The 15,539-nt window shown below is 39.4% G+C and carries 13 protein-coding genes; 2 read left to right on the top strand and 11 right to left on the bottom strand.

Annotated elements, in window-relative coordinates:
* The coding region (locus tag M4D81_RS32655; RefSeq protein ID WP_260069428.1) for an IS3 family transposase at window positions 1-736 on the top strand (736 nt) is incomplete at its 5' end.
* A gap of 118 nt (window positions 737-854) precedes the next feature.
* Here M4D81_RS32655 and M4D81_RS32650 read toward each other — a convergent pair.
* The 9 genes from M4D81_RS32650 to M4D81_RS32610 form a co-directional block, all read right to left on the bottom strand.
* Window positions 855-1,316, bottom strand: coding sequence for a GNAT family N-acetyltransferase (locus M4D81_RS32650; protein ID WP_260069427.1), 462 nt, complete (start codon window positions 1,314-1,316; stop codon window positions 855-857).
* A gap of 809 nt (window positions 1,317-2,125) precedes the next feature.
* Complete coding sequence (locus M4D81_RS32645) at window positions 2,126-2,524, bottom strand: DUF3221 domain-containing protein (protein WP_260069426.1); 399 nt, start codon at window positions 2,522-2,524, stop codon at window positions 2,126-2,128.
* Window positions 2,525-3,429: 905 nt separating this feature from the next.
* Complete coding sequence (locus M4D81_RS32640) at window positions 3,430-4,092, bottom strand: YdcF family protein (protein ID WP_260069425.1); 663 nt, start codon at window positions 4,090-4,092, stop codon at window positions 3,430-3,432.
* Window positions 4,093-4,724: 632 nt separating this feature from the next.
* Entirely contained in the window at window positions 4,725-6,035 is a 1,311-nt protein-coding gene (locus M4D81_RS32635) for an alkaline phosphatase (RefSeq protein ID WP_311200738.1), read from the bottom strand.
* Window positions 6,036-7,631: 1,596 nt separating this feature from the next.
* Window positions 7,632-8,408 carry a phosphotransferase enzyme family protein gene (locus tag M4D81_RS32630; protein ID WP_260069424.1) on the bottom strand — a complete coding sequence of 259 codons (777 nt, stop codon included), beginning with the start codon at window positions 8,406-8,408 and terminating at the stop codon, window positions 7,632-7,634.
* A 195-nt stretch (window positions 8,409-8,603) separates the two neighbouring features.
* Complete coding sequence (locus tag M4D81_RS32625) at window positions 8,604-9,065, bottom strand: YdcF family protein (RefSeq protein ID WP_260069423.1); 462 nt, start codon at window positions 9,063-9,065, stop codon at window positions 8,604-8,606.
* Window positions 9,034-9,222 carry a hypothetical protein gene (locus M4D81_RS32620; RefSeq protein ID WP_260069422.1) on the bottom strand — a complete coding sequence of 63 codons (189 nt, stop codon included), beginning with the start codon at window positions 9,220-9,222 and terminating at the stop codon, window positions 9,034-9,036. The genes M4D81_RS32625 and M4D81_RS32620 overlap by 32 nt, the downstream gene beginning before the upstream one ends.
* 267 nt (window positions 9,223-9,489) lie before the next feature.
* Window positions 9,490-9,975 carry a hypothetical protein gene (locus tag M4D81_RS32615; protein WP_260069421.1) on the bottom strand — a complete coding sequence of 162 codons (486 nt, stop codon included), beginning with the start codon at window positions 9,973-9,975 and terminating at the stop codon, window positions 9,490-9,492.
* A 658-nt stretch (window positions 9,976-10,633) separates the two neighbouring features.
* Window positions 10,634-10,813, bottom strand: coding sequence for a hypothetical protein (locus tag M4D81_RS32610; protein ID WP_260069420.1), 180 nt, complete (start codon window positions 10,811-10,813; stop codon window positions 10,634-10,636).
* Window positions 10,814-11,205: 392 nt separating this feature from the next.
* Here M4D81_RS32610 and M4D81_RS32605 point away from each other — a divergent pair, with 392 nt between their 5' ends.
* Complete coding sequence (locus M4D81_RS32605; RefSeq protein ID WP_260069419.1) at window positions 11,206-12,525, top strand: hypothetical protein; 1,320 nt, start codon at window positions 11,206-11,208, stop codon at window positions 12,523-12,525.
* Window positions 12,526-12,850: 325 nt separating this feature from the next.
* Here the strand turns inward: M4D81_RS32605 and M4D81_RS32600 are convergent, their stop codons facing one another.
* Window positions 12,851-13,600, bottom strand: a complete 750-nt coding sequence (locus M4D81_RS32600) for a DUF3600 domain-containing protein (RefSeq protein WP_260069418.1) — start codon at window positions 13,598-13,600, stop codon at window positions 12,851-12,853.
* Window positions 13,590-14,174: a sigma-70 family RNA polymerase sigma factor gene (locus M4D81_RS32595; RefSeq protein WP_260069417.1), complete on the bottom strand. Its 585-nt coding sequence runs from the start codon at window positions 14,172-14,174 to the stop codon at window positions 13,590-13,592. Before M4D81_RS32595 ends, M4D81_RS32600 begins: the two co-directional genes overlap by 11 nt.
* Window positions 14,175-15,539: the final 1,365 nt, after the last annotated feature.

The raw sequence follows: 15,539 nt of genomic DNA, 5'->3' as shown, positions 1-15,539 counted from the left end.
CGATCCGAATGCCGAGTTGGAGGCTGAAATCCAGTCCATTTACGTGGAACATGATGGACGTTACGGATATCGCCGTATTCGTGATGAACTGGCAGTCCGAGGGTGGAAAGTTAACCACAAAAAGGTTCAGAGGCTCATGAAGAAGATGGGCCTTCAATGCCTGGTCCGCATGAAAAAGTATAAGTCATATAAAGGGACCGTCGGCAAGATTGCACCGAATCATCTGAACCGCCAGTTCACGGCTGGGGCGCCAAATGAGAAATGGGTGACGGACATTACAGAGTTTAAGTTATTTGGAGAAAAGCTGTATCTATCGCCCATTTTGGACTTATTCAACGGGGAAATTATCACCTATACCATGGGTTCACGACCAACCTATTCTCTAGTATCCGAGATGCTGGATGCAGGACTGAAGCGTCTGCCGGAAGAACACCAACTTCTCCTTCATTCAGATCAAGGATGGCATTACCAAATGAAGCCGTATCGCCATGCACTTAAGTCGAGAGGCATTTTCCAAAGCATGTCACGAAAAGGGAATTGTTACGACAATGCCGTCATAGAGAATTTCTTCGGCATTCTCAAGTCGGAGTTTCTGTACTACAAAGAGTTTGAAAGTGTGGAACATTTTAAGGAAGAACTGAAAAAGTATGTTGAATACTACAATACCAAACGGTTAAAGGCAAAATTAAAAATGAGTCCGGTACAGTACCGAACTCATTTTGAGAAAGCTGCCTAATGAAATAACCGTGTCTAACTTTTGGGGGTCACTTCATTTATGCGGCTTACAATGTTAACTTGTTCTTGTCACCCGACATCAAGTAATTTATAAGTCTGCTTTTACTATTTTTGACGTTTTAGTAATTTGAAGTGTCAAACGAAAAATGAAATGTTTTAGTTTGTTCTCCACCGATTTTTTTATAGAATTTTATAGCATGTTGATCAACGCTATCAGCCTGAACAAACATTTCCTTAATGGATTTTGATTTGCAGTATTCAATCATTTCATATACTAATCCACTGCCAATTCCTTTTCTTTGACATTTATTAATGACAGCTAAATCATAAATGTACATCGAAGACCCCTCACGGTCATACATCTCTAATTCGAATCCAGTTAATCCTCCTACAACTTTGCCATCGATGGTTGCCACAAAGCAGACAAAGTTTGGATTTTTCAATAGTTTTTCAATATTATCTAAATTTACATAATTCGGATTCGGCGATTCAAACTCTACATTAAACAATAATACTAGCTCAGAAAACTTTGAATTGTCTCTAATTTTCAATTTTGTGTACTCTACAACACTCTTATTCATTAAAATTCTCCCCTATCCTTGTCTTGATTAACTCACTTTACTATAAATACTTTATTAATTTGTATTTCACATTGCTCTTGAACTCTCGGGGATTTTGTTAACGTCTTATTCACGTACTTCGCAAATCATTCTATATGTAGGGTATTCTCTAAAATTTTGAACTATCCTGCCCGTTAGCTTAATGAGATTGCATGGAAACATAGTTAGATACTTATCTAATCGGGAATCGGCTCATGTTCTTGTCCTTTTCGGCAATCGGTACAAGTTCTTATCCTCGACTCGGGACAAGAACTTGTACCGATAAAACAAAAAAGCCGCTAAATTAGCGACTTTCAATGGGAACATGATCTTGTCCCCCGACAGGTAAGCAGCAGCGTAAGAATAACCACCTTCAAAATCTCCATTCGCGCTCTTACTTATCGACCCTAAACGTGAGGAAATATTAATGATCTTGGGCTGGGGCGCATTTTTTAGAAGGTCGATACTAGATTTAATTACTCGAACCGCTCCAAGTGTATGGATATATTGAATAAGTTCAAGATATTCTCTGTTGATATAGAATCAACTTCTCAGGATTGGGGTGGATTACTTCTTCTTTTTGAATTTAATTTTTGCGACAGTCCTCACTAGTGTTACTGTGATCTTAATGAAAGGTTGAAGCTCTTTTTCTATTGAGTATAACGAATGCATGATACTAATTGATATGCTTGCTTACAAACGGGACAGTCAGTGTCAGTGGTGAGATTTGAAATGGGTGCATCCTTTCATTGTTTGTGACACGATTTTATGATAGCTCAATTTCATAACAGTTATTCTGATTCAATTACAATTTTAGTTGCTTTACCTTGAGCCGGATAAGAAGTATCGATCTTCCCAGTAGTCCATACATCAACTTGATTACCGACCGAGTAGTCGTCTAACTTTTGACCTTCAGGTATAATTAACCAAGTCGCGTCTGGTGAAGCTTTTGTCAATATTTCATTAATGCTTAGTTTATTCAGATCCTCTTCAACTATTTCTCCACCTACTACTAGGATTCTATTATCTGAAATATCAACGATATATCCACTAATGTCAGGAGTAACCTTCACTTCATCCCCCTCTATAACTTTAGAGTTATTTTCAGGGTTGCTTGTTTGCTCAATATTTCCACAACCCGCACTACAAATTATAATAAGACAGGTGATTATAATTTTTTTAAAATTCATAACAATTGTTCCCCACCACTTAGTTAAATATTATGTTCTTAATACTTTAGACGGCTGGGTGTGGGAATATGTTGCAAGAAAAATGATATTTTACCAAGTAACGGGAGTTAGTCCTAATCGATTTGTTACATTTCCTACATGGCTGTAAACAGAATATACAAAGCCATTGGCGGGAAGGGTACCTTTGTTAATGCCTTTTAAAGTGTTCCCTCGAAAAATTGTACCACCACTGTCCCCTCCAGAAGTAGGATATGTTGCAGCCCTTAAGTTATCAAACCATACTTTTGTTAAGACTCCGTTATCCATTATTTCCCAAAATGCACTAGCGCTTTTACCCTGCAGAGTACCACATGGGTTGGTTTCTCTCTATTTCATCCTGAGATACACACGACCTCACCTATAACATCATTACCTGGAACTTGCAGAGCTGTTAACCTTGTGGTTTCGTTGTAGACTTGATTACTTAGAAGATTGGTTGAACTAACACGTATCGCCGCAGCATCTACGTTATTCCCATAATGGGCTATACTACTAAAGGTACCAATATACGCATCGGACTGATATATTCCTGTACCCGGTTGTTTATACCAACAATGTGCTGCAGTCATAATATACGGGTTACCTGAAGAATCTAAGGCAGAATAACCTGTTGAACAATTTCCAGCTGTAGATGGTGCCGAATCAATAGTTAATCCCCCCTGTAAGGGTCTAATGCGATCCGTACGTAAATTATCCTCTATCTTTGAAGTTGGGTCTGTAACTATTTTAAATAGGTTTTTATTTTGTCTAGTTATCTCACTGATTTTTTGGACTATTAAACCATCGGCATCATTAACTTCCTCTTTAGTACCTATTTGATTTTCTTGTTGGGACCAAGTTCTTGTCCCCCGACACGGATTAATAAATCAATCATCCATAGTATAAGTGAGTCCCTCCACTTTCTTATTTAAGCGAAGTATGTCTCCACGGTCACCGTAAAAACAGATTCTCAAATACTCTCCAAACACTCTCGAGCGACCCATTGAACTATGCATCCAGTTTTCTCTGTTTATCGTTTGACCATTATAGTTGGAATCAAAGCCATATGAAAAATAATTAATTTTTGGGGGCAAATGCTTCGCTAATGTACGATATTGCCTGCCCGCACCATGAGATTTGCATATAATGAGAAGAGACTCGATAGCGTCGAAGTTAAATACTTCTTTAGCGAATAACACATTCTCTAAAGTGTTCCTTGAGCGATCTTCATACACGATTACATTTAAAGGAATACCTGCCTCAGTTAGTTTATTAACAATGACATGCGCTTCGGGTACAGTTTTATCTACCCAATTCTCATGCTTAATTCCTGTAGGACTGACTCCTCCTGTGACAATAATCATTCTGCCCAGGCCTCTATTATAAGCGTCAATCGTGGCTTCCCAATGCCCCGGATAAGTACCTCCAAAAACAAAAATAGCGTCGCAAGGTAATAGTTCCTTAGATAAGAAAACGATATCAGTTAATTCTGTTATCTGTACTTCAGTTAATTCAGGGACTACAGGATCTTTAGGTATTTGAGGTTGCATATAACACCCTCCTTAATTCAAATCATTATTATAATATATGCGTCGTACCTAATTAAGTACTGACAATATACATATACCCGCCCAGCGCCCGATAGCTGAGAAAGACATTGCCTACATATGTCTTTATTATGTCTATCTCCTCTATCCTGCACGCTAGCTTAATGAAATAGCTGTAGAATTTTAATTAGATATGTATCTAATCGGAAATCGGCTCATGTTCTTGTCCTTTACGGCAATCGGTACAAGTTCTTGTCCTCGACTCGGGACAAGAACTTGTACCGATAAAACAAAAAAGCCGCTAAATTAGCGACTTTCTATGGGAACATGATCTTGTCCCCCGACACCTGCTGTTACATATACCATGTTAAAATAAAGAATCCGCTTTAAAATATCAAAAAATAAACGATTCCGGGTTCGTGGAAACCAAGAATCGTTCATTTAAAGTTATGGCTCGTGTACAATTCCAATCTCGATAGATTTATCCGATACCGTTTGATTTTAGGAGTCCGTCACAAAACTGTTTGACTTCCGCAGTCCCGCAAACCTAAAGAAGGAAATTTACCCGAGCTTGCGGATTTCGTAAAGGCGGTAGAACATTTAGCGCTAATTATTTTGATATCACCCGATCGATTTTAGTTTCCCGGCGTAAAGTTAATTTTCATAGCTTGTGCCATTAACACCGGTAAATCTGTATTTTGATGCAGACCTCTAAAGAGATCAGCACCTGGACCAAATGCGTAGAGCGGAATATCTACACCTGTGTGATTATAGCTTGTCCATCCTATATTAGCCCGTTCCGAGATCACTTCTTTGATGGCGATATCCGGTTTTTCTGTGGATTTAATTTTTTGAACCTCTGCATCGGTAAGATCTAAAGTTGTATATTGTTTCACTACCTCTTTTACATTACTGCGGGTTGCATTCAACTTCGTTACCATAAAATCGCCGGTAGCCGTTACGTTGCGAAGGACTTCTAGTTTCACATCTCCCTGACCATAGCCACCAACTGCCATACCGCCAGTATCATGGTCGCCTGCTACAACAATCAAGGTGTTTTTATCCTTCTTTGCAAATTCCAATGCTGCTTCCAATGCCTGCTCGAATGCTTCCGAATCTTTCATTGCCCACGCTGCATCATGATCATGGCCTGCCCAATCAATTTGGCTTCCTTCAACCATTAGGAAGAAACCGTCTTTATCCTTGTTAAGAACCTCCAATGCCGTTTCCGTCATTTCTCTAAGGCTTGGCTGATTGGACGTGTCACGATCCAATTCCGGTGCCATGGCATCTTCAGCAAACAAACCAATTACTTTAACAGACTTTTTGGCTTTACTTAAGTCTTTTTTGTTCGATATATATTGGTAGCCCTTTTCTCCCGCCTGATTAAGAAGTGATTCAGGGAAATACTTTTTTCCTCCGCCCAGGATGACATCCACATCATTATCAATAAGCTGGGGGGCGATCCCCGCCTCATCCGCACGGGTGGCCACGTGTGATGCGAACACAGCCGGTGTCGCATGTGTAATCGTTGAAGTTGCAACTAATCCAGACGCTTTACCTTCTTCTTCAGCGGTTTCAAGAATCGTTTTCAGCTCTTTACCTTCAGGAGAAGTGCTGATCATTCCATTATTTGTTTTTACACCGGTCGCAAATGCTGTTCCGGCAGCGGCTGAATCGGTGATCTCAGAGTTTGCAGAATAGGTACGGTGCATACCAACCAGTATGGAGTCCAAAAGGGTTTCTTCACCCTTAAACCAACGGTAATTGGTTGCATAGGAAGCGGAAAAACCATCGGGAACCATGAAGATGACATTTTTAGCTTTTCCTTTATCATTTGAGTTCGCTTTCGCATGTGATAGCGGCAAATGGGTCCCGGCAAAAGTCCCTACCGCTATTACAGAAGCTACCGCGATCATTGCTACATTTTTTTTGAATTTGTTCACTATTTACCCTCCCTATAAATTAATTCCAATTTAATATAACTCATAAATATAAACTCAGTATTTTTGAAGTGTAAATTATTTTGACTGGACAATATTCAATTACAACTGGACACTTCCTCCAGGGAGACGAATATAAATTCTGTACCTCAGCGTCACACTTAAGATCCGAGACTTCTAGAAACAAAGAAGTCTCAGATCTTACGGTTGAACACGACTTCCTTCCTCCATTCATTTAATTAAAAGAATTCTGGGTTCTGCTGATTTTTCACTGAATATCCTGTTTGCTTTTTCGTGTAATGGAACTGAATGACTTTACTCCCATATTCCATAAAAAAGCACGCACCTATCGAAGATAATAGATGCGTGCTTCGCATTTAATAGTATTTAATTGAGTTAATGATAACAACGACAGGGTCATTATGGTCCCCTCTTGGCTCAATAGCTATAGTTCATGTTGAGCAGCGCAGGTATCGTTTAGATGAACAAACGTTATTTCTGATTGGAGATAACTGCTGCTGCAAAATTGCGTAAATCCTCATCATCAGCGGTATTAGTGACTACTGCGTAACTCCGATAATTACCATCGGCCACTTTCTCCGACCAATTTATAGACCTTTCACTTCCATTGAGATCCCGATAAAAAAAAACTCGGCCCTACCCACGACCTGTATACGCCTTCTGCGATCCACGAATCGAGACCGATGATTTCTCTGAGCCGGAGGTCACGCTCATCCTCTGGTGCCTTTACGCCATATTCGTTCGATTGATTATCCCAGAAAATATCGTCTAGATCGTAATGGGGATTTGGAGCTTAGCGCTTAATAACGCCGCGATATAAGATTTACCGCTACCTGAACCGGTGATGCGGCTGCCATGTTCTTCTTAGATTTCAACAAGGAGGCCTTTTCCTTTTCATAATCCGGGAGGATATATTTGAGTTCTGTAAACTTTTGCATATTTACTCTCCTTTATCAATGTTGCCCGCGCGGTTATTAACAACACTACACTTCCCACAAAAAAATAATAGACTCATATTAATTTTTTTATATACTAATATGTATCCGTGTCATTTTTAAGGAATATCACATTTTACATATAAGCATTGGCGAACCGGCATCGATTATGCCGGTTTTTTATTTAGGTTTAACAGGCGATAGCTGAGGAAAAAGGCATCCGGCTTTTTGGTCGGCTGCCTTCAACTGTCTTCTTTGAGCTAACGTTTCCCGTTAGCTTAATGAATTTTGCCGAATAGTCTGAAACGCGAATGGTGTTTATGCATGTCGGATGACAAGAACTTTATCCCTAACATAAAAAGCCGCGATTAGCCCCTACGTTAGTAAAATGTAATGCTCCCAGGTTAATGAATACTATTATAAATGCTTTTAAATTCATGAACAAAGTCAATCGGCAGCATAGGCTCATCAGAAGTGGCTATTTGTTGAATCTCTTTTAACCTGTTCATTGATTCTTCATCCAAATTTGACACATCGTTTGCTTGATGAAAATAAATATACTGCAATACATAACGAAGTTTAATAGACTCTTGTAAATATTCTATTTCTTCTTCTTGGATTGTATTTTCCTTTAGATATCCTTTTATAAAATGGCGGAAAAACAATCTATAATATTCCGTTTTATTTTCAAATTCCTTATACGGAAAAAAAGTGCATAACACAATGTAATCCCAATATCGTTTACGAAATACGTATAACTGCAATCATCGAAATCGAACAAATAAATGTCGCCGTTATGCAGATAAAAATTACTTTGACTAAAGTCACTATGAATCAAACCGTATGTATCTTTGGACTTGGGCAGAGAAGTAAGTTTTGTTAATCTTTCTTTTAGAATTGAAATCATTACATCATCAGGTCGCAGGTACTTCTCCGCCTTTAATTGAACTTCTTGGTCCCAGGCTTGTCGTTTAAACGCCGGATTACTCCATTCATAACCCTTTGTGGCATGATGGATTTTCCCCATAAATTCGCCCCATTTTTCGTAAAGCGATTCATTCCAATCTTCATCCGACACTTCTTTTCCAAGAGCCATTTTGTATGAAATGGCTAGGAACGAACCATTTTCTGCAGCAATTTCTTCAACCATATTACCTCTGGTCGATGGAACAGCATTTGAAACTGCCAGTCCTTTATTCGACAAAAAATTTAAAAATTCAAGTTCACCCAGTATATTATTTCTTGATCTTCTAATTGTATGTGAGATTTTTAATATGAAAAATGCGTTGTTTTTCTGGTATTCATAAACAAAGCTTTCATAACCGCCCAATGAACGAACAGTGTCTTTATTAAGGTCATATCGCTTTATTGCTTCGGTAAGGATCTCTTCAGTGAATTGCTGTTCAATTTCTTTAATCATTTTCTATACCTTCTTTCATTAATAATTTAAGTAGTTGCATAATTTTTTCAATCAAAAATTCCGGCAACTACCTGACGGAAGACCTCCTGCTGACCGCTTTCAAGGTAATTGTCCAGCATATAATAAAATTCCACTTATTTCCACGATATCCTGCCCGTTAGCTTAATGAGATTGCATGGAAACATTGTTAGATACTTATCTAATCGGTAATCGGACTATGTTCTTGTCCTTTACGGCAATCGGTACAAGCTCTTGTCCTTGGCTCGGGACAAGAACTTGTACCGTTAACATAAAAAAGCCGCTCAAATAGCGACTTTCAATGGGACCATGTTCTTGTCCCTCGACAGAAAAACAATTAATTTTTTGAGGTAAATGCTTCGACAATGTACGATATTGCCTGCCCGCACCATGAGATTTGCATACAATTAAAAGTGACTCGATAGTGTCGAAGTCAAATATTTCTTTAGCAAATAACACATTCTCTAAAGTGTTCCTTGAGCGATCTTCATACACGATTACATTTAAAGGAATACCTGCCTCAGTTAGTTTATTAACAATGACATGCGCTTCGGCTACCCAATTCTCATACTTAATTCCTGTAGGGCTGACTCCTCCTGTACAATAATCATTCTCCCAAGCCTCTATTATAAGCGTCAATCGTGGCTTTCCAATGCCCCGGATGAGTACCTCCGAAAACAAAAATAGCATCGCAAGGTAATATTTCCTTAGATAAGAAAACGATATCTGTTAATTCGTTTATCTGTACTTCAGTTAATTCAGGAACTATAGGATCTTTAGGAGTTTGAGGTTGCATATAACACCCTCCACAATTCAAATCATTATTCTAATATATGCGTCGTACCTAATTAAGTACTGACAACTTACATATACCTGCCTTTAAGTTGAGTAATGACGATTTTCAATACAAGCGGTTAATATCTACTTGCGCAATCCTGTCTGTTAGTTTAAACAAAAAGAGCAGCCATTGTTCTGTCGGCTGCTTTCGTGCGTTTATTCATCATTCTCACCAAGCTGTCTTCTAGTCTTTAATGAGCTATCGTCTTCTGGAGAATATCCAAAATCACTTCACTTTGTTTAAAGGAATCTCAGCAATAACCTTGTTCCCCATAAGTACAAGTAATGTAGAATCAAGCGCAGATTTTCCTACTTCATCAATATCCACATCCTTCTTTATCGAATACTCAAGATTAAGTGTAGTCTTTCCTTCTGTGTCAAAATTACCTGAACTACCGCCACCACGAAGTTGCATTTTTACATACTTTTTATTTGATTCCAATTCCATTAGTGATGCTAAATTATTGTTAGGCCTAACAGCAAAATTTAATCCTTCGTTAAACACATGACCTGGAGAATTATTAGTCTCATTGATATCGTCTAATTTAAATTCTGCGGTTTTCTTTAAGACGATATCATACCGAAGAATACCAGCTATCTTCATTACATTGATTTCAACATCACTTATAACAATGGGGTCTTGTTTGCTAAATGCGGTTAACAATGTTAGCAAGACCAGTAGTATAAGAGTAATATGTCTTTTCTTAAGCATAGGGCTCACTCCAATTCTTAGGTTCGTGAATGTAACTATTTATTTTGGTGTATTATGCCCTGCTTATTATTTTTTATTAAATGGATAAGAGGAAGTGAGTTTTCTATAGCTAAACAGCCGATAACTCTGGCAGGCTGCTTTTTTGTCATTATTGACCTACCGTTCCCCGTTAGTTTAATGACGGCAGGGTAATTTGATCATATATTCATTAACGATATTTTCCGGATTAACTTATTGTCTTTATTGAGTAGAGCAACTTCATTCAAAGAGACCCATTGTATTTTTCCGAGAAGTTAAACATAAGCCCATTCGTTTGGAAGATCCCGAAAAGCCTCTGTACGAAGAACTTCTTTAGTTGTTTTATCAAAGACAATTAAGTTACCAATTACAACAGTTACTTCATGCACAATATATAAACCTACTTTTAATCTTCTGTCAGGACTTTCATATCTGCTTCAATCACTTTTGAGAACGCTTGCTCGAAAGAATCTGAATCCCATCACCTTATCAAGCCCTTTTCTTAATAAATCAAATGTTAGTTCTTTCTTTTGTTGATCACTCATTGAGAAGAATGAATCAACATGAAATTGTATTTGCGTTTAGCAAACTCCTCCATAGGTAATTACCCTAGGATCAGTAACTTCAGACACACAACAAATTAATACCTTCCATGATTCGTTTTTATATTTTCCAAAATGACGTTCGTAAAGAGAAGCAATGCAGCGTATCTCATCTCGGAATTGAACTCTTTTTCTCTCCAATTGGCTTCATAATCTTCAGGTGTTCCATCTATATTAGGGTAAGGAATATCTAAATCGAATTCTTTTAAAGTAGGCAACTTGTGAAACTCCTTTCCGGGTCAACTTCAACTTGAAAAATCTAATGCCGAACTTATTTATTCCCAGTACTGTTTCCCAACATCCCGTTCTTAAGTAAATAACAGCCTGTTCTTATGACCGACCGGCTTCTACACTGCATTTAACTAAAGTTTCCCGTTAGTTCAATATCCTAGATAAGTAGTCGTAAAAGATTAAAACAAAAATTAACGTGAATAATCTGTCCTGATGGTACTATTTCCCACCTCAAATGTGCTTTTCATAAGTCTCATCTGTGCAGGATTGCCTAATGGGCTAGCGATTTGCATTGGCAATATTTACTCATTAAACTGTGTTCTCATCTTTGTTAAAGTGGATAAGCATTATGAAGACAAAGACGGGAGTTTTAATAGACATGAGTGTTCTCACCAAATCTATCATTGGTCTGCTTTGCGTGACGACATTAGCGGGCACGTATTTCAGTTATACGGAGCATCAGAATAATCGGCAATGGGAGCAGCAACAACAGCACAATACGCAATACTGGTCGCATATGCAATTGATCTACCTGCGTGATTTCGACTATGCGCTTGCGGAGTCCCTTGCGGCATCTACGATTTCAGATCGGCAAGCAGCACTTCAATCTGCGATTGAAAATGCCAATTTTATCTTGCAATCTGTAAGGATCGGATACGTTACAATGAACTTTCAATCTTGGTCATATGAGTCGTTTATCACAGAGGGCAGCCGCTACTTGGCCTATCCTGCCAGCGAGAAGGAAATCTCGCTTAACCCGGATCAATTAGAACAAATTCAGCGTTTGAGAACGTTCGCGAGGACCGCCCTACCTTATCTCGATCAGATGAGAAAGAAAGCTGTTGATTCCTCTATATCGGATATACAACAGATATCAACTGAAATGGAAGAGGATTTGTCTCAACTCGACTCGGTCTCCACCTATGGAAATAAAGCCTTTAACGAGTTCCTGTACAACCAGAATCCATACATACCTCCGAAGCCAGGAACCGTTTTCGCCGGTGAAACCACTTATACGGCTACGGAGCTTGCGGCCAAAGCGAAAATTTTCATGGGCGAGGCTTGGAATAAAGGAGCAGGTAAGCAAATTGTCCACATCTCAGGCGAAAGCAGCCCCCAATTCGGAGAAGTCTTGGATTTCAAGTTATCGGACACCGATGGAAAATCAACCAACTCCTATATTGCAACACTAAGTAAAAGCGGACACGTGCTCCAAGTGAGACGCAAGAGCTCGATCTCTGAAAAAGGAGATGTAGAGCAAATTATGGACTTAAAGCAGGTTGTCGCGGTTACGGACACCTGGATGGCTCGCTGGTCTGACGAACGTCTGACATTAGTAGCGAAAGAGATAAACAATACCTCCATTTATCTCACGTATATTCCGGTCCGGGAGCAAGTTTCCATTCCGCAGATGAAAGTCGTATGGCGATTTGATCGCCGTACCGGTACGTTGAAGAGCTTTGATGCGTCTAATTATTATTCCCATTACAATAAAACCTTCCCCGTTCACCCGAGGCTGACAGCGGAGCAAGCCTCCTTGAAGCTTGGCCCAAAAGTAACCCCCTCGGGCAAGCCAAAGCTGGAAATCCACAACAGCCAGCTCGTATACGCATTTCCCGTCACTGGGATCGAAGGCGTTTCTCACGTATACGTAAACGCCCGCACAGGTGCTGGCGAAGGCATTAATTACAACCTGTAACCACAACAAATTTAGGCAGCCCCACGAATATCCTCGCTGCGGACTGCCTAAATTTTGCGTGCCAACGTTGGGTCTTCCTTTTAGTTTTTTTACGTTTCTTCGTGACTAAAATTAAACTAACCTGCCCGTTAGTTGAACAAAAAGCAGCTGATCATGGCCAGCTGCTTTCTATATTTATTTAACTATCGTTTCCCATTAGTTGAGTGGCTTTACAATTCTAAAATCATGTTTGAAAAGGCTTCAGTTTTTCTTGAGTTAGGTGAACTAGGGTTGCTCCTAACGTTTCGTTAACGTGGAGTTTTACATGTTCTTGTTCCTCGACAGCTCAAGTTTTCGGCTTAACTGTTATGCCCAACTTCTTAAAAAATGGTTGTATCTGCTGGAACAATTGCTCTATATTCATTTGATCTTCCTTTGACAGCCGTTCAGTATGAACACTACCATCCGGATCATCTTTTTTCTCGTCATAAGCCCTCAATTCATTTAATAATTTTTGAAACTCATCAAATTCTTCTTTGCTGAATATTTGCCCTGCTTCATCTAGCACTCCATTCCAAAAAGTAGTGCTATCTATAGGTTTAGCTTCTCCCTTCGTTGATTGAACTTCATTTAATTTGCGAAAGAGTGGCTCTAGCTCTGCGGTTAACCTTCTATAGATTTTTTGCTCTCCTACGCTCAATCTCTCAATATGAAAATCCCCATTTGTATCGGCAATTTTCAAATTGAGGAGGCCCCATTCTTTTAGTAAGGACATCCATTTTGTAAACTCCTCTTCACTGAGGTTTTGTTTGGCGGTCTGCAGCTTTGCCTCCAGCTCATCATATTGCTTTTGAGTTACTCCGATATTGTCCCGCGAACCATAGATGGAATCAGCTATGTAGCTATAACCGGCAAAAGCACCTGTTGGGATTAACAATGTAGCGGCCAAAATACATGCAACGACCCACTTTTTCATTCGTCTTCCTTCTTGAATGTGTACGACTTTGTTAAGTATTTTTTCCTTGAGCTCCGTTGGTGCGTTCCATTCTTTGGTCTCTTCCTTAAAAGCGGTTTTCAATCTTTCATCAAAACTCATTTTGCCCCTCCACCTTTCCCATAGCCAGAATGCTAATTTTCTGTTTTTTGCGCATCTTTTGCAGAGCAGCATGAATCCGTGATTTTACCGTCCCAAGAGGGATTTCTAATGTGGCTGCAATCTCTTCTTGCGTGTAATCATTCATATAATGCAGAATAACTACTAGCTTTAGCTTATATGGAAGTCGATCTACGCTTTCAAGTAGCGAATGATTCGATAGTTTGTTGACCACCTCACTTGAGATATCATTGACCACGGCTTGATCAATCTGTTCAGCTTTTTTGATGATCCGCATATGTGTCCAACTCTTTCTGCGGTGCGCTTGAATTTGCCGCATAACCACTCCCATTAACCAAGGCCGAAACGGCCTGCTTACGTCAAACTTTTCAAGAGACCGGTATAATTGAATATAAATCTCCTGAATGACATCCTCTGCATCTGATGGTTCTCGAATAAGAAAATAAACAGTATTGTAAACGTCCTTAATGGTTGCTTCATATAACTCGCCAAACGCATCACGGTTCCCAGCCAACGTAAGCGAAATAAGCCTTGCATATTCAGATGGATGATTCATCTGCTACCTCCTCCCCTTCGGTCTTACAGTATATATTGGTAATAATTATAGATATCGTTCGAATTATTTCAAAATATAGGACAAGAATTCAGCTGTGACCGGAAAATGGTTTGTTTCTGCCCTATCTACCCGCTGGCGTTATTGTTAAACCCCAAGCTACTTTATAAGAAAATCTACCGCGGTTAAGGATAAACTTTTTTATCACAGCCTTTGAATAAGAGCTTACATTCATAAATCAAAAAGCCCGCTATTTATGAGGACTTTTATGCGTATATGTTCGTTGCCATAAAAAAGCGGGCCCTCTCTTTCTCTACAAGGGGCTCGTTTTTTGTAAATTATCAGCTGAGCAAAGTTCAACTAACGTATGCCGTTAGTTCAATCATTGAATGCTATTCAGATACCTTCTAAACCATTTATTCCGTAGTATACGATCGAATTGTTCTTTGTAGTAAATGAGAAGATCTCCATCTTGTGGCTCGATTTCAATGGGTATCTTGATTTGATCGTACACATTTTCTTGCTCATTCATCCATTGGACATGAAACACATCGTCTCTGTGTCTTGCCCTCCAGACTTCCCTCCATTCGAATTCAGGAAATGAAGTTAACTTTTCTTCCTTGCCGATCTCATGGTAATCCTTAAGATCGTTTAAATGAGCCCGTTCCTCCTCGGTCGTCGATTCGTACCACTGGGGGGTAATGGTTCAAAAACAGAGGATGGTTACAATGGAAAATCTGGATGTCACGTTGCCGCAGTGAACGTACTAATGGCGTTAGTTTATTCAGAATGATTTTTTTCTCTCTTCGTGCATGAGAAGTTCCTCTTTACGTACTTAACTCCCAACCTAAGGAATCAACAACAGGACCGTCCTCCCACCCAAAATTCCACAGATCCACGAGTGCGATTCCAATCTCTTCAGATCGAAAAGTGAATTGGGATGACGAACGTACAAAACTAGATTCCGTATATGTTACGCCGGGACGTGGCGATCGGGGTGAATTCTAAGTCAATTTTAATGTCCATAACCAACACCTCCTGAAACGATTTTCGTCACAACGGAGAAAATTCCTTCAAGCCTTACTGATACTTCTTAGTTAGATACTTGTCTAATCGGTAATCGGCTCATGTTCTTGTCCAATACGGCAATCGGAACAAGTTTTTGTCCTCGGCTCGGGACAAGAACTTGTTCCGATAAAACAAAAAAGCCGCTAAATCAGCGACTTTCTATGGGACTATGTTCTTGTCCCCCGACAATACACCATATAGCTCGATTTTCGTTCTGTTTTTTTATAAGTTCCCCTTTCTTGCAGTAAAAAAGCAATTCGGATTAAGCCCGAATTGCTTTTTCTTTGAATACTGTGCTCC

Source organism: Paenibacillus sp. p3-SID867 (genome assembly GCF_025142895.1).
Lineage (GTDB): Bacteria > Bacillota > Bacilli > Paenibacillales > Paenibacillaceae > Paenibacillus_AQ.
This window is presented reverse-complemented; position numbering and strand designations above follow the sequence as displayed.